Source organism: Bradyrhizobium sp. 1(2017) (assembly GCF_011602485.2).
Lineage (GTDB): Bacteria > Pseudomonadota > Alphaproteobacteria > Rhizobiales > Xanthobacteraceae > Bradyrhizobium.
In genome coordinates this window covers 1,610,902-1,626,535 of record NZ_CP050022.2, presented here as the reverse complement: position 1 = coordinate 1,626,535, position 15,634 = coordinate 1,610,902, and the positions used below count along the sequence as shown (strand labels likewise).

Annotated in this window: 19 protein-coding genes; 8 read left to right on the top strand and 11 right to left on the bottom strand. The window is 64.2% G+C overall.

Translation table 11 applies throughout. From position 1 onward, the window contains the following. Positions 1 to 98 precede the first annotated feature (98 nt). Positions 99 to 662 (top strand): chlorite dismutase family protein, encoded by a 564-nt coding sequence (locus HAP40_RS07855; RefSeq protein WP_166818343.1) that lies wholly within the window; start codon positions 99 to 101, stop codon positions 660 to 662. A gap of 101 nt (positions 663 to 763) precedes the next feature. Here HAP40_RS07855 and HAP40_RS07850 read toward each other — a convergent pair whose 3' ends face one another. Continuing rightward, positions 764 to 1,162: a gamma-glutamylcyclotransferase family protein gene (locus HAP40_RS07850; RefSeq protein WP_166818344.1), complete on the bottom strand. Its 399-nt coding sequence runs from the start codon at positions 1,160 to 1,162 to the stop codon at positions 764 to 766. A gap of 277 nt (positions 1,163 to 1,439) precedes the next feature. On the opposite strand from HAP40_RS07850, the gene HAP40_RS07845 reads away from it, so the two are divergent. Continuing rightward, on the top strand, positions 1,440 to 2,243 hold the full coding sequence (locus HAP40_RS07845) for an N-formylglutamate amidohydrolase (protein ID WP_166818345.1): 804 nt from the start codon (positions 1,440 to 1,442) through the stop codon (positions 2,241 to 2,243). A 2-nt stretch (positions 2,244 to 2,245) separates the two neighbouring features. Here HAP40_RS07845 and HAP40_RS07840 read toward each other — a convergent pair whose 3' ends face one another. Together HAP40_RS07840 and HAP40_RS07835 are read right to left on the bottom strand one after the other, a co-directional pair. Beyond that, entirely contained in the window at positions 2,246 to 2,866 is a 621-nt protein-coding gene (locus tag HAP40_RS07840) for a LysE family translocator (RefSeq protein ID WP_208024804.1), read from the bottom strand. A 229-nt stretch (positions 2,867 to 3,095) separates the two neighbouring features. Next, a complete protein-coding gene (locus tag HAP40_RS07835) occupies positions 3,096 to 4,544 on the bottom strand; it encodes an LVIVD repeat-containing protein (RefSeq protein WP_166818346.1) in 1,449 nt (482 codons plus the stop codon). A gap of 215 nt (positions 4,545 to 4,759) precedes the next feature. On the opposite strand from HAP40_RS07835, the gene HAP40_RS07830 reads away from it, so the two are divergent. Genes HAP40_RS07830 through HAP40_RS07820 form a run of 3 tightly spaced genes read left to right on the top strand, consistent with a single transcriptional unit; the run spans position 4,760 to position 6,046 of the window. Next, complete coding sequence (locus HAP40_RS07830) at positions 4,760 to 5,074, top strand: ArsR/SmtB family transcription factor (protein ID WP_166818347.1); 315 nt, start codon at positions 4,760 to 4,762, stop codon at positions 5,072 to 5,074. Beyond that, positions 5,067 to 5,537: an SRPBCC family protein gene (locus tag HAP40_RS07825; protein WP_166818348.1), complete on the top strand. Its 471-nt coding sequence runs from the start codon at positions 5,067 to 5,069 to the stop codon at positions 5,535 to 5,537. Before HAP40_RS07830 ends, HAP40_RS07825 begins: the two co-directional genes overlap by 8 nt. Continuing rightward, the gene (locus HAP40_RS07820) at positions 5,534 to 6,046 is read left to right on the top strand and encodes an SRPBCC family protein (RefSeq protein ID WP_166818349.1); all 513 of its coding nucleotides are present in this window, start codon (positions 5,534 to 5,536) and stop codon (positions 6,044 to 6,046) included. The genes HAP40_RS07825 and HAP40_RS07820 overlap by 4 nt, the downstream gene beginning before the upstream one ends. 162 nt (positions 6,047 to 6,208) lie before the next feature. Here HAP40_RS07820 and HAP40_RS07815 read toward each other — a convergent pair whose 3' ends face one another. From HAP40_RS07815 to HAP40_RS07785, 7 genes are all read right to left on the bottom strand, one after another. Continuing rightward, positions 6,209 to 6,979 carry a DUF2189 domain-containing protein gene (locus tag HAP40_RS07815; protein WP_166818350.1) on the bottom strand — a complete coding sequence of 257 codons (771 nt, stop codon included), beginning with the start codon at positions 6,977 to 6,979 and terminating at the stop codon, positions 6,209 to 6,211. 123 nt (positions 6,980 to 7,102) lie between these two features. Continuing rightward, a complete protein-coding gene (locus tag HAP40_RS07810) occupies positions 7,103 to 7,546 on the bottom strand; it encodes a hypothetical protein (RefSeq protein WP_166818351.1) in 444 nt (147 codons plus the stop codon). 2 nt (positions 7,547 to 7,548) lie between these two features. Beyond that, positions 7,549 to 7,902, bottom strand: a complete 354-nt coding sequence (locus HAP40_RS07805) for a nuclear transport factor 2 family protein (protein WP_414645375.1) — start codon at positions 7,900 to 7,902, stop codon at positions 7,549 to 7,551. A 97-nt stretch (positions 7,903 to 7,999) separates the two neighbouring features. Further along, complete coding sequence (locus HAP40_RS07800; protein WP_166818353.1) at positions 8,000 to 8,467, bottom strand: MarR family winged helix-turn-helix transcriptional regulator; 468 nt, start codon at positions 8,465 to 8,467, stop codon at positions 8,000 to 8,002. 10 nt (positions 8,468 to 8,477) lie between these two features. Next, positions 8,478 to 10,088 (bottom strand): acyl-CoA synthetase, encoded by a 1,611-nt coding sequence (locus HAP40_RS07795; RefSeq protein ID WP_166818354.1) that lies wholly within the window; start codon positions 10,086 to 10,088, stop codon positions 8,478 to 8,480. Between the two features lie 165 nt (positions 10,089 to 10,253). Then, complete coding sequence (locus tag HAP40_RS07790) at positions 10,254 to 11,390, bottom strand: epoxide hydrolase family protein (RefSeq protein ID WP_166818355.1); 1,137 nt, start codon at positions 11,388 to 11,390, stop codon at positions 10,254 to 10,256. A gap of 129 nt (positions 11,391 to 11,519) precedes the next feature. After that, positions 11,520 to 11,975, bottom strand: coding sequence for a GatB/YqeY domain-containing protein (locus HAP40_RS07785; protein WP_166818356.1), 456 nt, complete (start codon positions 11,973 to 11,975; stop codon positions 11,520 to 11,522). 226 nt (positions 11,976 to 12,201) lie between these two features. Here HAP40_RS07785 and carA point away from each other — a divergent pair, with 226 nt between their 5' ends. After that, entirely contained in the window at positions 12,202 to 13,392 is a 1,191-nt protein-coding gene (carA, locus tag HAP40_RS07780) for a glutamine-hydrolyzing carbamoyl-phosphate synthase small subunit (RefSeq protein WP_166818357.1), read from the top strand. Between the two features lie 201 nt (positions 13,393 to 13,593). Continuing rightward, positions 13,594 to 14,121, top strand: coding sequence for a cupin domain-containing protein (locus HAP40_RS07775; RefSeq protein WP_166818358.1), 528 nt, complete (start codon positions 13,594 to 13,596; stop codon positions 14,119 to 14,121). Positions 14,122 to 14,241: 120 nt separating this feature from the next. Here HAP40_RS07775 and HAP40_RS07770 read toward each other — a convergent pair whose 3' ends face one another. Next, a complete protein-coding gene (locus HAP40_RS07770; protein WP_166818359.1) occupies positions 14,242 to 14,766 on the bottom strand; it encodes a Dps family protein in 525 nt (174 codons plus the stop codon). 114 nt (positions 14,767 to 14,880) lie between these two features. Here HAP40_RS07770 and HAP40_RS07765 point away from each other — a divergent pair, with 114 nt between their 5' ends. Continuing rightward, entirely contained in the window at positions 14,881 to 15,582 is a 702-nt protein-coding gene (locus HAP40_RS07765; protein WP_166818360.1) for a class I SAM-dependent methyltransferase, read from the top strand. The last annotated feature ends 52 nt before the right edge of the window (positions 15,583 to 15,634 follow it).

Here is a 15,634-nt window from a genome sequence, read left to right as displayed (position 1 = left end):
CGTCATCCTTCCGTCATTCCGGGCTCGCGCCAGGGCGCGGCCCGGAATGACAGGAGAGAGGCCTTGAACCCGGCTCGGTTCCACGCTTCCATGGCGGCATGTTCAGGACGTTTCGAGGCGGCCACAGCGGGGGTTGGCGCGTGACGTCGCTATCGCCCGTGACGGGCGAGCCCCTGCCCTTCGTGCCGGCGCTGTCGGTGACCGACAGCGAGGCCGTCTCGTTGCCGCTCGTGCCCTCGCGCAATGCCTGGCGGCTGGTCGGCGTCGCTAGCAGCTTGCGCTACACCGAGCGGCCCGAGAAGCAGCAGCTCATGGCGGTGCAGGCCGACCTCGGCCGGTTGGAGGCAACCAGCGCCGCGTTGATTCCGATCCGCAAGTCGCAGGCCTGGTGGGAGCTGACGCAGGAAGAGCGCCGCCAAATCTTCGAGGACAGATCGCACCACATAGCCAGCACCCTTCGTTTCCTGCCCGCCATCGCGCGGCAGCTCTATCACAGCCGCGATCTCGGCGGTCCCTTCGACTTCCTGACATGGTTCGAGTTCGCGCCCCCCGATGCCTCGCTGTTCGAGGAGCTGGTGGCGATGCTGAGACAGACCGAAGAGTGGACCTATGTCGAGCACGAGATCGACGTGCGCCTGGTGAAGGAAGTGCTGTCGGCCTAGAGCATGATCCGGACCCAAAGGACCGCGTTGGCGCAAGGTGCGCAGCGGTTTTCCCTCGCGACAGACGCGGAACGTGTTGGCGCGGAGATCATGCTCGAGAACTAATGCTCCAGGAAGCGGCCGGACTCGATGATCGGCAGATCGGTGACGGGCCAGTTGTAGATGTAGGTCCAGGCCTTGCCGGCGGCCCCGTCCGCCAGCGTCACGTTGATGAGCTGGCGCAGATATTCGGTCGGCTCCGGAAAACCTTCGCCGCAGGCTTCGTACATGTCGAGCTCGCGCAGGAGTTCGTCGCCCGCGCGCAGGTGGAAGAGCTCGCCATGAACGAGATCGGACGGCGCGTCCGACAGCAGCAGCCCCGGATAATGCTTCACCAGCACGAGCTTGCCGCGACAGCTGGCCTCCCCCAGGAAATCCGCATGAGCCGCAAGCAGCCGCGCCATCGGATGATCGAAGCCGCGCATCAGGGTGCCGTAGACGAAGAGACGATCGGAGGTCATGGAGGCTCTATAGCTGCGAATGATAGGGAACGACAGCGCCGCGTATGGCGACGAGGGCACACTGCCTCTCCACGGTCGTCCTGGCGAAAGCCAGGACCCATTATCCCCGGCTGGCAGTGTGGCCCGACGCCGGGGCGATCGGCTTGCCCATTGCCGCGTTCGGTAACCATGGGTCCAGGCTTTCGCCAGGACGACGCGATCATGGTGATTTCGCGCGAACCAATCTATACCGATGCCCGCCCGACTTCCGCGGCGACTTTCTCCATAGGCAATCAGGATGACTCTCGACACAGCTGAGGCGGCCGATCAGATCCTCGGCGCGGGCGACATTGCGCCCGTGCACGAGGTGAATGCGGAGGGACAATCGCCCTTCCTGCTCACCTCGGATCACTACGGGCGGGTGTTGCCGCGCGCGCTCGGCAATCTCGGCGTCGCGGAAAGCGAGCTTGTCAGGCACATCGGCTGGGACATCGGCATCGCCGGCGTCGCCGAGCGCTTGGCAAGAATGCTCGACGCGCATCTGATCGCGCAGCGCTATTCGCGGCTCGTGATCGACTGCAACCGCCCGCCTGCCGCGGCGAGCTCGATCCCGGTCATCTCCGAAGCCACCGCGATCCCGCGTAACGAGGGGATTTCGCAATGGGAGCGCGAGGCGCGGCGACGCGAGATCTTCGCGCCCTATCATGATCGCATCGATACCGCGATCAACCGCCGTCTGCACGACGAGCGGCCGACGATACTGGTCTCGCTGCACAGCTTCACGCCGGTCTATGCCGGCGTGGCGCGGCCCTGGCACATCGGCGCGCTGTACAACCGCGACACCGTGCTGCAGCAGCTGCTGTTGAAACATCTCCGGAGCGAGAGCGATCTCGTCGTCGGCGACAACGAGCCCTATGCGGTGAACGACCTCACCGACTACACCATTCCCGTGCACGGCGAGGCGCGCGGCCTCGTCAACACCGGCATCGAGATCCGCCAGGATCTCATCGCCGACCAGTCCGGCCAGCAGCAATGGGCCGAACGGCTGGCGCGGATCTTTGCCGAGATCGAAATGGAGCTGAAGGCGCAGCTGCCGATTTGAGCTCACTTCGCCCTGGTCAGTGCCAGCCAGATGCCGCCGCCGATCATGAAGCCGCCGGAGATGCGCGACATCATGCGCGTGCGGCGCGCCGAGAAGAATTTTCGGGCGCGGCCGGCGGCGATGGCGTAGAGCGCGTCCGTCACGACCGCCGTGACCATGAAGGTCGCGCCCAGCAGCGCGACCTGCGGAAAGTGCGGCTGGTTCATGTCCATGAACTGCGGAATGAAGGCGCCGAAGAACACCAGCACCTTCGGGTTCGACAGCAGCACCAGAAATCCCTGCAGGAAGAAGCCGCCGCGCGGCGGCGGAGGCGGCGCATCGACGTCCACGCCCTCGACCGGTGCCCAGATCAGCCTGATGCCGAGCCAGATCAGATAGGCGGCGCCGGCAAAGCGCACCCAGTCGAACCAGTAGCCCATGGTCGCCATCAGCGAGGTCAAGCCGACCGCGACGATGCCGATGACGATGGCAAGCCCGGCCTGCGCGCCCGCAACGTTGGTGAGGGCTGCGCGAGTGCCGTGGCGCAGGCCGTTGGCGATGACGAGGGTGACGATCGGCCCCGGTAGCAGCGCCAGCGCAATGCAGGCGGCGACGAAGGCGAGGTAGGCTTGCATGGACATCATGGGGAGGACTCGGGGTGAGAGCGGTTGCGATATTAATGCACGGGAATGGCGGGAACGGAAGACGGAGCTGTTCGCCAGATTGCGGTGCCATACCCCGCGAAAGCGGGGTATCCAGTACGCCGCAGCCTTTCCATATCCCAGGACCGCCGCGGAGCAAGCCGCTCAGCTCCGACGCGGGACACACTGCACGCGATCATCATCGCCGCGATCGCGGATGCGCGCCACATCGTCAGTTCCTCGGCAGGCCGGCGACAGTGCGCGCCGGTCCTGTCAGCTCGAGAATATGCAAACCCGTGTTGGCACGATCGACGATGTAGATGTAGCCACGATCGTCCGTCTCGACATTGTTGGTCTGGATCGCGACCTTGCAGCGCTCGCCGCCCTCGATCGGGATGCAGCGCTTGTCGGTGGCGGCAGTGATCGACGGAATGAAATGGCCGACCTCCCTGGGGTGATAGGGATCGCGGATGTCGAGCGCGCGCACGCCGGCATTGAAGAACGCGATGAAGGCCATCTTCCTGTAGTAGACCGGCGCCATGCTTTCGTTGGAGGAATGCGCGCCGAAGCGGCCGCCGCGCTGGCAGAACTGCCCGCTCGCCTCCGGCACCGTATAGCTCGAGATCATCATCGGCCGCGTCTCGGTGGTGACGTCGGCGAACCACACCATCTGCCGCGCCTCGCCGCATTCGTTCAGGATCGCCTCGTCCACGATCATGACGATGTCACGCATCTTGCCGTCCTTGTCCTCGGCGAATTCGGCGATGGGCATGTCCAGCATCGGGAATGTCGTGTGCGCGCCGTTGAAGGCGGACATCGGCATGCGCGCGATCTCGGGATAGCGCAGATTGTCCGGCGTCGGCTCCTTCGGCCCGCTCAAGAGCTTCTCGCGATCGACGATCTGCAGCATACCGCCCTTGTTGGTGCCGTAGCCGAAATAGACGCGGTTGCCGTTCGGACCGGTCGAGATCGGCCCGTGCAATTCGGTCGGCACCGCGCCGGTCGCGCCCGGCTCCTGGCCCGGCAGGCCGAAGTCGCGGATTTTCTGCGGATGCGCGGGATCGGAGAGATCGTAAACCTGCGTCATGCGTCGCGTGCGCCAGTCCGGCGCGCCCGAGACGAGGAAGGCAATGCCGGTGTCGCACTCCCACCAGCTCTTGTGCGTGTCCTTCAAGCCGCCGATGCGGGTGAGGAGCACGGGGCTGGCGGGATCAGTGACGTTCCAGATCTCGTGCGCCTCGCTGCCGAAAGTGCGCAGCATGTAGACCGCGTTCGGATCGCCCTTCGGCAACGCCTTGCCGTCGCAGACCCGCACCATCTGCGCGCCGCCGGATTCGTACTTGCCTTCCTGCCCCGGCAGGTGCCGCAGATATTTTGGACGCGCGGGATCGGTGACGTCGACGATGGACGTCCCGTTCGGCTCGGCCTTGCCCGTTATCGGGTTGACGGGGTTGGGCACGTCGTCGGTGCCGCCGTGATGGCCGATATAGGCGATCCAGCGATCGCCCTGGTGATGGATCGTCGGCTGATAGGCGCTGCGCCCCTGAAGGTCGTTCATGCCGACCAGCTTCATGTTGGACGCTTCCGGAGGCGCGCCGATCATCTGCTGTTTCTGGGCGTGAACGGCCGTGCTGCCAGCGAAAAAAACGAGCAAGGCAGCAGTCGGGACGCAACGGAACATGAAGTCCTCCCGGGACCAATCTGCGTTGGCTGAGACGCGAGGCTAGCACAGTGATCTACGCGCGCCAAAAACACGATTTCTCAAGAGTCATTCCGGAAACCGCGCAGCGGTCATCCGGAACCTCGAGATTCCGGGTTCGACGCTGACGCGTCGCCCCGGAATGACGACGGACGGGTTCTTGACATGCAACCATTTGGTTGCCTATTATCACCGCCATGGATGAGGTCTTCAAAGCGCTCGCCGATGCGTCACGACGGTCGCTGCTGGACAGGCTTCACGCCAGGAATGGCCAGACGCTGAACGAGCTCTGCGAAGGCCTCGCGATGACGCGCCAGGCCGTGACCAAGCACCTTGCGATTCTGGAGGAGGCCAATCTCGTCACCGCCATCAGGCATGGCCGCGAGAAGCTGCACTATCTCAACCCCGTGCCGATCCATCAGATCGGCGAACGCTGGATCAGGAAATTCGAGCGCGGCAAGCTCGCCGCGCTCAGCGAGTTGAAACGTCAGTTGGAGAAACGCGATGAGTAAGCCGGAATTCGTCTACGTGACCTATATCGAGACCACAGCAGAGGAGCTGTGGCAGGCGCTGACGTCGAGCGAATTCACGAAGCAATATTGGTTCGGCGCCGAAGTCCGGTCCGACTGGAAAGTCGGCTCGCCCTTCGCGCTCCTGCTCGACGGCGAAGTCACCGATTCCGGCGAGATCCTCGAGGCCGATCCGCCGCGGCGCCTGTCCTACAGCTTCAAGCACCACAAGTTCGAGGAACTGCGCGGTGAACCAATATCGCGCGTCGTCTTCACGCTCGAGCCTTTCGGCCCGCTCGTGCGTTTGACCGTGCTGCATGACGGATTCGTCGAAGGCGGCAAATATCTCGGCGCCGTCTCCAATGGCTGGCCCGCGATCCTGTCCGGGCTCAAGAGCCTGCTGGAGAGAGGCAAGGTGCTCGCCATTCCGCGCGCGGCGCTCAACAAGGGATTCGACGCAAAATGAACCTCGATCAGTTCAAGCCGCTCACGGTCTATACCATCTACATCGCCTCGACGCCGGAGAAGGTATGGCAGGCGCTGACCTCGGCGGAGTTCAGCCGGCAGTATTTCTTCGGCAATGCCGTCGAGGTCGAGCCGCGGCTCGGCGGCGCCTTCACCGTGCGCACGCCTGACGGCGCGCTGCACATCAGCGGCGAGGTTCTCGCCTACGACCCGCCGCGCAAGCTCGCGGTCACGTTCAACGTGAACTGGCCCGAGCTGGTCGAGAAGCTCGGCCCGACGCTCGTCACCTACGAGATCGAACAGGTCGGCGATGCGGTCCGGCTTACCATGAGCGAGGGCCATGACCGCCCGCTGAGTGACGACATCCTCGCAGGCGGGCGCTCCGGCTGGCCGGCGATCCTGTCCAGCCTCAAGAGCGTGCTCGAGACCGGCCAGCCGCTGGTCGTCAAGCTGGGCCCGCCGCAGCGGATGCTCGATGCGCTGAAGGCGATGGGGATCAAGACGCCGTAGTTGCCGCAACCTCGGTGTCGTCCCGGACAAGCGCGCCTCAAGCGCGCGCCGATCCGGGACCCATAGCCACAGGATAGAGTTTGGCGAAGACTCGCGGTTACAACTTCGCGCTACAACTACTCCCTGGGGTTATGGGCCCCCGCCTTCGCGGGGGCGACAACCTCAGACCGGCACCACCAGCCGCCGATAGAGATGCCAGGTCGCATGCCCCAGCACCGGCAGGGTCACGACCAGGCCGAGGAAGTAAGGCAGCGCCGAGACGATCAGCAGCATCACGATGACCGCGGCCCAGCCGATCATCGGCAGCGGGCTCGTCACCACGGCGCGCACGCTCGTCACCATGGCTGTGACAAAATCGACGTCGCGGTCGAGCAGCAGCGGAAACGACACCACGGTGAGCGAGAACAGGATCAGCGACAGCACGGCACCGACCGCATTTCCGATGGCGAGGAACAGCAGGCCCTCATTGGTTGTCAGCACCACCGTCATAAATTCCTGCAAGCTCGAGAACGAGACATTGAGGCCGAGCAGCAGCGCGATCAGGAGTCGCACCTGGTACATCCAGATCACGAACACGAACAGCGTCACGAACGCCATCCAGCCGATCTCGCTGCGCGAGCGTATCGCCGACCAGATCGCGCCGAAGGAAACGGGCTCGCCGCGCTCGCGGCGGCGGCTGACCTCATAGAGACCGATCGCGACAAACGGCCCGATCAGCGCGAAACCGGCGGCCAGGGGATAGACGAGATAGACCATGCCGAAGGCGGTGAGGCAGAGCATGATGGCGATGCCGCCGGCGGCATAGAGCGCACCGAAGCAGAGGCCGTAGAACGGCAGCGCCTGGAAATCGCGCAGGCCCTCGACGAGCGCCTCGGCGATGTCGGTCGCCACGACGGGACGCACCACCGGATCGACCTTGCCCGAGATCGACATTAGCTTCCTCCCTCACGCGATCTTCGCCGCACGCTGTGAGGCGGATGTTAGCGCGCTCTGGCGATCCTTGCACCCATGAGTTGGGCGGTCGGAGAATACCGCTGCGGCTTCGCCTGACGTGTGTCAGGCGCGCGACGTGAGCAGAAGCGCCACGCCGAGATTGGCTGCGAACAAAGCGGCGTCGATGACGAAGATCCTGAGCATCGGGCCCTTCAACACGGGCCAGTAGGCAACCCCGACGCGTCCACCGCGCATCAGAACCGGAACGTTGTAGGCGAACTGGCTGAAATGGCAGGCCGCGAAGAACAAGAATAGCGCCAGCTGGGCCTCGATCGGCTGGAAGAAGGAGGGACGAGCGACCAGCAGATAGAACGACAAAAGTCCAATCGGGAGATTCATCCCACCCAGGAACGCCACGCTGGCGGCCAGCGTCGGCGCGATCGGATTGCTGCGCTCTTCCCGCGGCAGCAGGATCTTCAGCGTGTTGGCTTGTGCTATGCTGAACTGGACGAAGGCGCCGACGAACCAAAGCGTGTTGAGAAGCAGAACGATATCCGAAAGGTGCATGGTCATTTTCCGTAAAAAGCTTCGCTGCGCACCACACGGCCCGCATCGTCGAAATCCATGAATTCGCTGGCCCGCGTGTCGCCGAGCTGCCACCACACCGTCAGCCGCGCGATGGCGTCGTCCCAGCTCCAGCTCAGGATCTTCAGGTCCGCGCCTTCGATGTGACCATAGGCCTTCCGCCAATAGGCGCGGATGTTCTCGGCGCCGATGACCGTGGGAGAGCCCGTCAATGTGAGCGCAAGAGGGCTACGCATCTGCGCATCGTCGGCGAAATGGGCAACGACCGCGTCGATATCCACCCTGCGCCAGTTCGCGCACCATGCCGCTACAAAGGGTTCGGCGGCCGCGCGATTCATTGCCTGTCCAGTCATGACACGGGCCCTCCCCTGGCTCCTTGGCCGGGAAAGTGACAAAGCCCGTCTCTCATGTCAATCATATTGACTTTAGATTTCGTCAGTTGTTGTCGGCGATCGCCTCCATGACGCCCATCCATGCCGCCGCACCTGATACCCCGACGCGATCGAACGCCTCGCGCAGCACCTTGCGTTCGTGGTCCGACGCCCTTTGCTCGATGCGCTGCCCCGCTTCGGTCAGGCGCAGCAGTTTGGAGCGATGCTGCTCGGGCGAGCGCTTCGACGTCAGGAGCTTGCGCTCCAGGAGCAGATTGAGCGGCCGGTTGAGAGCCTGCTTGGAAATGCCGAGGATCTCGATCAGCGCGCCGATCGCGATGTCGGGCCGGCGCGCCACGACATAGAGGATGCGATGGTGCGGACGCGACAGGCCCTGCTTCGCAAGATAATCGTCGGCCTCCAGCGTCATGCCGCGCCAGCCGTAATACATCAGCTCCAGCGCCGCATCGAGATCGTGGAGCTTAGCCAATGAAGCGCGGTGGAGCCCCGCGGCTTGAGAGGTCTTTGCCATTGTCGAAAAGCTAGCCCTTCGCCCGCAGCTCGCGCCGCAGCACCTTGCCGGTCGCGGTCATCGGCAGCGTCTCCGCGAACGCGACGAAGCGCGGATACTCATGGGCGGCAAGCTGCACCTTCACGAACTCCTGGATTTCGCGCGCGAGTGCGTCGCTGCCGGTGAAGCCTGGTCGCAGCACGATCCAGGCCTTGATCGATTCGGTGCGGATCGGATCGGGAATGCCGACCACCGCGGCCATCGCCACCGACGGATGCTTCATCAGCGTGTGCTCGATCTCGGACGGACCGACACGATAGCCGGCGGTGGTGATGACGTCGTCCTCGCGGCTCACATACCAGAAATAGCCGTCCTCGTCCTGCACGCCGAGATCGCCGGTGAGCAGGAATTCGCCGGCATATTTCTTCGCCGTCGCATCCGGGTTGCGCCAGTATTCGAGCATAGTGACGGGACAGGGCTGGCGCACGCCGATGATGCCGCGCTGCCCGCGCTTCTGCTCTTCGCCCTTGTCGTCGACGATGCGAACGTCGAAACCCGGCGTCGCCTTGCCCATGGACCCGGGGCGGATCGGAAACAGATTTGAGTTGCTGCCGATCACGAGATTGCACTCGGTCTGGCCGAACACTTCATGCGCATCAATGCCGAAGGTCTCGCGCACCCAGCCGAGCAATTCGCCGCCGAGCGATTCACCGCCCGTAAAGATGCTGCGCAGCTTGACGCCGGGATGCCTCACGCCGGCCTGACGCATGAGCTTCAGTGCGGTCGGCGGCAGGAAGACGTTGCGCACGCCGAGATCGGCCATCATCTGCATCGCCGCCTGCGGCTCGAATTTGCGCGCGCGATGGCCGACCAGGGGAATGCCGTGATACCAGAACGCCAGCAGGCCGTTGACGAGGCCGCCGATCCAGGCCCAGTCCGCCGGCGTCCACATGAGATCGCCGGACCGCGGCAGGAAGTTGTGGCACATCTCGACATTCGGCAAGTGTCCGAGCACGACGCGGTGCGCATGCAGCGCGCCCTTGGGATTGCCCGTGGTGCCCGAGGTGTAGATGATCAGCGCGGGATCGTCGGCGGAGGTGTCGACATTTGCAAAATCCTCGGACGCGGTTTCGATCGCTGGCCAGAACGGCTTTGCGCCGGCATGGACGGCGCCGCTCGTGACATAGATGTCCTGTAGATAGGGTAGCCGTTCGCGGATCTTGGTGAGCTTCTCCCAGCCCGCCTCGTCCGTGACGATCGCCTTCGCCTGCGAATTCGACAGGCGGAACTCCAGCGCGTCCTCGCCGAACAGCGCGAACAGCGGGATCGAGATCAGGCCGGAGCGGAACGCCGCCATATGTGCGATCGGCAGCTCCAGCGACTGCGACAGGAACACCGCGACACGGTCGCCACGCACGAGGCCATCCGCCTTCAGCACATTGGCGAAGCGGCGCGACATCTCGGCGATTTCGTCGAAGGATGTTCGCGAGGTCGCGCCGTTCTCGTCGACATAGATCAGTGCGAGCCGGCCCGTGCCGTCCGCATGACGGTCGCAGCAGGCTTCCGCCATGTTGAAGCGCGCCGGGACATCCCAGCGGAAATTGCGATAGAGCTCGTCGTAGGTTGTGGCTTCGGTCAGCATGGTCGTTTCCCGGGAACGTCGTCATGGCCGGGCTCGTCCCGGCCATCCACGTTCTTCTTGCTTCACCACCAGTTTAGAGGCGTGGATGCCCGGGACAAGCCCGGGCATGACGAGCCGTCGTCATTCCGGGGAAATGCCAAGCGTCGCCCGGAATGACAGCGTGGCTTACCGCAGCGTTGCGAAGAACGTCCTGACATCGCGCACGAACAGCTCCGGCTGCTCGAAGGCGGCGAAATGGCCGCCTTTCTCCATCTCGCTCCAATATGTAATGTTGGGGAAGTTCGGCTCCATCCAGCTCCGCACCGGCGTGATGATCTCCTTGGGGAATGCGGCGACGCCCGTCGGCACCTTGACCACCGGCGTCGTCCGCCGCTTGCCGAAGCTTTCCCAATAGAGACGCGCAGAGGAGGTCGCCGTTTCCGTCGCCCAGTACAGCATGACGTTGTCGAGCAGCTCGTCCCTGGTGAAGATATTCTCGGGATGGCCGTCGCAATCGGTCCAGGCCCAGAACTTTTCCAGGATCCAGGCCGCCTGCCCGCTCGGCGAATCCGTCAGGCCATAACCGAGCGTCTGCGGCCGCGTCGATTGCTGCTTGGAATAGCCGGAATCGAGATCGACATAATGCTTGAGGCCGGCGAGCGCACGCTTCTCTTCCGCCGTCGGCTCGCCCTCGACGCGCGGCGGCGCATTGAAGGACAGCGTGATGTGGATGCCGGCGCAGTGCGCGGCATCCTGCGCGCCGAGCGAGGTCGTCACCGCCGAGCCCCAATCGCCGCCCTGCGCGCCGTAGCGCGCATAACCAAGCCGGTCCATCAGCTTCGCCCAGGTCGCGGCGATGCGGTCGACGCCCCAGCCGGTGGTCTTCGGCTTGGCGGAGAAACCGAAGCCCGGCAGCGACGGGCAGACCACGTGAAACGCATCCGCGGGATTGCCGCCATGCGCGGCAGGATCGACCAGCGGCGCGATCACTTTCTGGAATTCGACGATCGAGCCGGGCCAGCCATGGGTGATGATCAGCGGCAGCGCGTTTGCTTCCTTCGAACGAACATGGATGAAATGGATGTCGAGCCCGTCGATCTCGGTGGTGAACTGCTCGAAGCGGTTGAGCTTCGCTTCGCGCGCCCGCCAGTCGTAACCGTTCGCCCAATGGCTGCAGATCTCCCGGATCCATTTCAGCGGCGCGCCCTGGCTCCAGTCGTCCACCAGCTCCGCCTCCGGCCAACGCGTGCGGGCGAGGCGCGACTTGAGATCGGCGAGGATGTCATCACTAATGGCGATGCGGAACGGCTTGATGGCGGTCATCGGCGGCCTCCCAGTTTCTTCTTGTCATTCCGGGGCGCGCGTAGCGCGAGCCCGGAATCCATTTCGCTACGGGAGCGGCGGCCCGATAGATTCCGGGCTCGACGCTTTGCGTCGCCCCGGAATGACGGCTCAACCAGACAGCGCCGCCTTCACCAAACCGCTGGCCTTGCCGAAATCCATCTGTCCCGCGTACTTCGCCCGCAACACCGCAATCACCTTGCCCATGTCCTTCATGCCGCTCGCGCCCGTTTCGGCGATGGCGTCCGCGATTGCGTTCTTCACCTCGTCGTCCGCCATCTGCTTCGGCAAATAGGCCGAGATCACCGCGATCTCCTCGCGCTCCTGGGCTGCGAGCTCGGCGCGGCCGCCCTTGTCGTAGAGCTCGACCGCCTCCTGGCGCTGCTTGATCATCTTCTGCAGCACGGCGAGCAGGTCTGCATCCGACAGCGGCGGCTTGCCGTTGCCGCGGGCGTCGATGTCCGCGTTCTTGATGGTCGAGTTGACCATGCGCAGCGTGGACAGCTTGCGCTCGTCCTTGGCCTTCATGGCCTCCTTGACAGCATTGTTGATGTCGTCGCGCAGCATGTCGGGATCCTCTCGATCTGTCGGGCCTGATCTAAGCCGTTCGCGGGCAAGAGGCCATACCGCAGGTGCCGCCGGTTCATTGTTTCCCTGCCAGGGGTCGAAATGGCTCAAAATTGCCAGTTCCGGCTCAAGTGCCTGAAGCCGCCCGTCAAATATGCAAAAACGCATGTGAATCGGCCGCTTCCCGCTTTGACGGGCGCGCGTGGGGGGCTTATGAAACGCGCTCATGACACAACATGACAACGATCCCGCCTGGCCGGACCATAAACCGACCGCGCTCCTGGTGCTTGCCGATGGCACGGTGCTAGAAGGCTTCGGTCTCGGCGCCGAAGGGCATGCCGTCGGCGAGGTCTGCTTCAACACCGCGATGACCGGCTATGAGGAGATCCTGACCGATCCCTCCTATGCCGGCCAGCTCATCACCTTCACCTTCCCGCATATCGGCAATGTCGGTACCAACGAGGAAGACATCGAGACGGTGAACATGGCGGCGACACCCGGTGCGCGCGGCGTGATCCTGCGCACCGCGATCACCGATCCCTCGAACTACCGCGCCACCAAGCATCTCGACCAGTGGCTGAAGGCGCGCGGCATCATCGGCCTCTCCGGCATCGACACCCGCGCGCTGACCGCGCTGATCCGCTCCAAGGGCATGCCCAATGCCGTGATCGCGCATTCCAAGAGCGGCGAATTCGACCTGCATGGCCTCAAGGAAGAGGCGCGCGAATGGCCCGGCCTCGAAGGCATGGACCTCGTGCCGATGGTCACGTCCGGCCAGCGCTTCACCTGGGACGAGACGCCCTGGCTGTGGGACGAGGGCTTTGGCCGCCAGGAGAAGCCGGAGTTCAACGTCGTCGCCATCGACTACGGCATCAAGCGCAACATCCTGCGCCTGCTCGCCGGCGTCGGCTGCAAGGTGACGGTGGTGCCGGCGACGACGTCGTCCGAGGACATCCTGGCGATGAAGCCGGACGGCGTGTTCCTGTCCAACGGTCCGGGCGATCCGGCCGCGACCGGCAAATATGCCGTGCCCGTCATCCGGGACGTGATCAAGTCGGGCACGCCGACCTTCGGAATTTGTCTTGGCCACCAGATGCTCGGCCTCGCCGTCGGCGCCAAGACCAAGAAGATGCATCAGGGCCATCACGGCGCCAACCATCCCGTGAAGGACGAGACCACCGGCAAGGTCGAGATCACGTCGATGAACCACGGCTTTGCCGTGGACGAGACCACGCTGCCGAAGGGCGCGACGCAGACTCACATCTCGCTGTTCGACGGCTCCAATTGCGGCATCCAGCTCGACGGCAAGCCGGTATTCTCGGTGCAGTACCACCCCGAGGCTTCGCCGGGCCCGCGCGACTCGCACTATCTGTTCCAGCGCTTTGCCGATCTGATGCGGCAGAAGAAGAGCGCGTAAGGCGCACGCTCGTGCCCCGGGCGCAGTGCAGCGTGCCGCGCTTCGCGGCGTGATGCACTGCTGAACCGGGCCCATATCGCGGCATCCTGGGTCCCGGCTCTGCGACGCAGCGTTGCACGCTGCATCGCGTCCGGGACACGAGAGGAACGCATTGCAGGCGCCCCTCGTTGATCCCTGCTATTCTCGCGCAGGAGCCCCACCATGTCCGTCGTCCGCGACAGGGCCGAGCCGCTCGCCATCGTGTTTGGGGATGACGGGCTCGTGCCGAACAACATCCTTCCGTTCCTGGTCTACCAGGGCGCGGTGACGCTCGATCCCAAGCGACCCGAGGAGACCATCGAAGACCTGTTCGAAGCGAACGGCTGGGGCGGCACGTGGCGCAACGGCGTCTACGACTATCTGCACTATCATGCGACGGTGCACGAGGTGCTCGGCGTCGCGCGCGGCAGCGCCCGGGTCCGCTTCGGCGGCGATCATGGCCAGGAGCTTGAGATCAAGGCTGGCGACGTTGCGATCCTGCCAGCCGGCACCGGTCATCAATGCATCAAGGCGAGCGACGATTTCTGCGTGATCGGCGCCTATCCGCCGGGCAGCAGGATGGAGATCACGCGGGCCACGCCGGAGAATCATGCCAAGGCACTGAAGACGATTCCGCGAGTCGCGATGCCGCCGGCTGATCCCGTGACGGGGAAGCATGGGGCGTTGATGCGGTTGTGGCGGTCGCCATAAAGGCAGTGCCGTAGGGTGGGCAAAGCGCAGCGTGCCCACCGAGCCAATTTGAGCCGTACAGATAGGTGGTGGGCACAGCGCGCGAAGAGCGCGCCTTTGCCCACCCTACCGCACTGTGTTCTACGCCTCGTTGCCGCCTTCCTGCCGTGTCGCCTCGAACAGGAACCAGGTGCGACGCTCGGTTTCGTCGATGAAGTTCTCGAGGATGCTGGCGCTGGCGACGTCGCCGGCCTCGTCGCAAACATCGTGCGCCTTGCGCATCGCGGCGGCGACATGCTTGTTGTCCTGCATCAATTCGCGCAGCATCTCGCGCGGCGGCACGTAGTCCTCGTTGTTGTCCTTGATGGTCTGGAGCTTTGCGACCTGGCCGATCGACTTCAGCGTGGTGCCGCCGATCTTGCGGACACGCTCGGCGAGCTGGTCGGTGGTGGCGAAGATCTGGTCGGACTGCTCGTCGAGCAGCAGATGGTAATCGCGGAAATGCCGGCCGCTGATGTGCCAGTGAAAATTCTTGGTCTTCAGATATAGCGCGAACGCGTCGGCCAGAAGCACGTTGAGCGCCTCCGAGACCTTCTTGACCCCGTCGGGCGACAGATCGGTGGGGGTGTCGAGATCGGGCGAGACCTTGTTGTTGGTTTTGCTCACGGGAAACCTTCCTGTTAGGACGCGGACATTGACGGCGCGCCGTCGCACCCCTAACGCAAGGCGGACAGCGCCGGTTCCTATATAGGAACCGTTTGGCCGGGACCCTCGAATACCATGGACGATTGGATCGATTATTACGACTCCACGCATACGATCTATGCCAGCAAGCTGCATCGCGACTTGCACTTCCAGATCATTGCGCGGGACATCATCGGCTATATCCCCGCACCCGAGGCAGCGGTGCTGGACTATGCCTGCGGCGAGGCGCTGTCGGCGAACGAGGTAGCAGCCGCCTGCGGCAAGCTGATCCTGGCCGAGCCCGCCCCCGGGGTGCGCGGCCGGCTGATCGCGCGGTTCGCCCCGAACACCAAGATCCGCGTCCGCTCGCTCGACGACGTCCGTAACATGCGGGACCAGTCGATCGATCTCGTCGTGATGAACTCGGTCGCGCAATACATGACCGCAGAGGAGCTGGATGACGCCCTCCTCAACGTCCGCCGGATCCTGAAACCCTCCGGCAAGCTGGTGCTCGGCGATATCCTCCAGCCCAATGTCGGCATGGTCAGGGACGTGATGGCGCTGCTCAGCTTCGGCCTGCGGCACGGCTTCCTGAAGGACGCGCTGGTCGGGCTGATCAGCACCGCGCTATCGGATTATCGCCAGCTGCGCTCGCGCATCGGGCTTCAGCGCTACAGCGAGGACGAGATCACCGCCAAGCTGACGGCGGCCGGGTTCGCCGTCCAACGCGCCCACACCAATATCGGCCATAATCGCTGGCGCATGACCTTCATCGCGCGACCACCTCTGGTTTGTTAAGCATAACTGTTCGCCGAGGTGGCCCCTCTCGCCTCTGATCGGTAATGATCGT

Excerpts from the sequence above, each read along its gene's own strand:
- HAP40_RS07805 (WP_414645375.1), bottom strand. The coding sequence starts at position 7,902 with ATGAATCGCGCGGCCGCCGAACCCTTTGTAGCGGCATGGTGCGCGAAC.
- HAP40_RS07820 (WP_166818349.1), top strand. The coding sequence starts at position 5,534 with ATGAACCTCGATCAGTTCAAGCCGCTCACGGTCTATACCATCTACATC.
- HAP40_RS07785 (WP_166818356.1), bottom strand. The coding sequence starts at position 11,975 with ATGCTGCGCGACGACATCAACAATGCTGTCAAGGAGGCCATGAAGGCC.
- carA (WP_166818357.1), top strand. The coding sequence starts at position 12,202 with ATGACACAACATGACAACGATCCCGCCTGGCCGGACCATAAACCGACC.
- HAP40_RS07835 (WP_166818346.1), bottom strand. The coding sequence starts at position 4,544 with ATGTTCCGTTGCGTCCCGACTGCTGCCTTGCTCGTTTTTTTCGCTGGC.
- HAP40_RS07815 (WP_166818350.1), bottom strand. The coding sequence starts at position 6,979 with ATGTCGATCTCGGGCAAGGTCGATCCGGTGGTGCGTCCCGTCGTGGCG.
- HAP40_RS07830 (WP_166818347.1), top strand. The coding sequence starts at position 4,760 with ATGGATGAGGTCTTCAAAGCGCTCGCCGATGCGTCACGACGGTCGCTG.
- HAP40_RS07765 (WP_166818360.1), top strand. The coding sequence starts at position 14,881 with ATGGACGATTGGATCGATTATTACGACTCCACGCATACGATCTATGCC.
- HAP40_RS07850 (WP_166818344.1), bottom strand. The coding sequence starts at position 1,162 with ATGACCTCCGATCGTCTCTTCGTCTACGGCACCCTGATGCGCGGCTTC.
- HAP40_RS07845 (WP_166818345.1), top strand. The coding sequence starts at position 1,440 with ATGACTCTCGACACAGCTGAGGCGGCCGATCAGATCCTCGGCGCGGGC.
- HAP40_RS07810 (WP_166818351.1), bottom strand. The coding sequence starts at position 7,546 with ATGCACCTTTCGGATATCGTTCTGCTTCTCAACACGCTTTGGTTCGTC.
- HAP40_RS07795 (WP_166818354.1), bottom strand. The coding sequence starts at position 10,088 with ATGCTGACCGAAGCCACAACCTACGACGAGCTCTATCGCAATTTCCGC.
- HAP40_RS07825 (WP_166818348.1), top strand. The coding sequence starts at position 5,067 with ATGAGTAAGCCGGAATTCGTCTACGTGACCTATATCGAGACCACAGCA.
- HAP40_RS07855 (WP_166818343.1), top strand. The coding sequence starts at position 99 with ATGTTCAGGACGTTTCGAGGCGGCCACAGCGGGGGTTGGCGCGTGACG.
- HAP40_RS07775 (WP_166818358.1), top strand. The coding sequence starts at position 13,594 with ATGTCCGTCGTCCGCGACAGGGCCGAGCCGCTCGCCATCGTGTTTGGG.
- HAP40_RS07790 (WP_166818355.1), bottom strand. The coding sequence starts at position 11,390 with ATGACCGCCATCAAGCCGTTCCGCATCGCCATTAGTGATGACATCCTC.
- HAP40_RS07800 (WP_166818353.1), bottom strand. The coding sequence starts at position 8,467 with ATGGCAAAGACCTCTCAAGCCGCGGGGCTCCACCGCGCTTCATTGGCT.
- HAP40_RS07840 (WP_208024804.1), bottom strand. The coding sequence starts at position 2,866 with ATGATGTCCATGCAAGCCTACCTCGCCTTCGTCGCCGCCTGCATTGCG.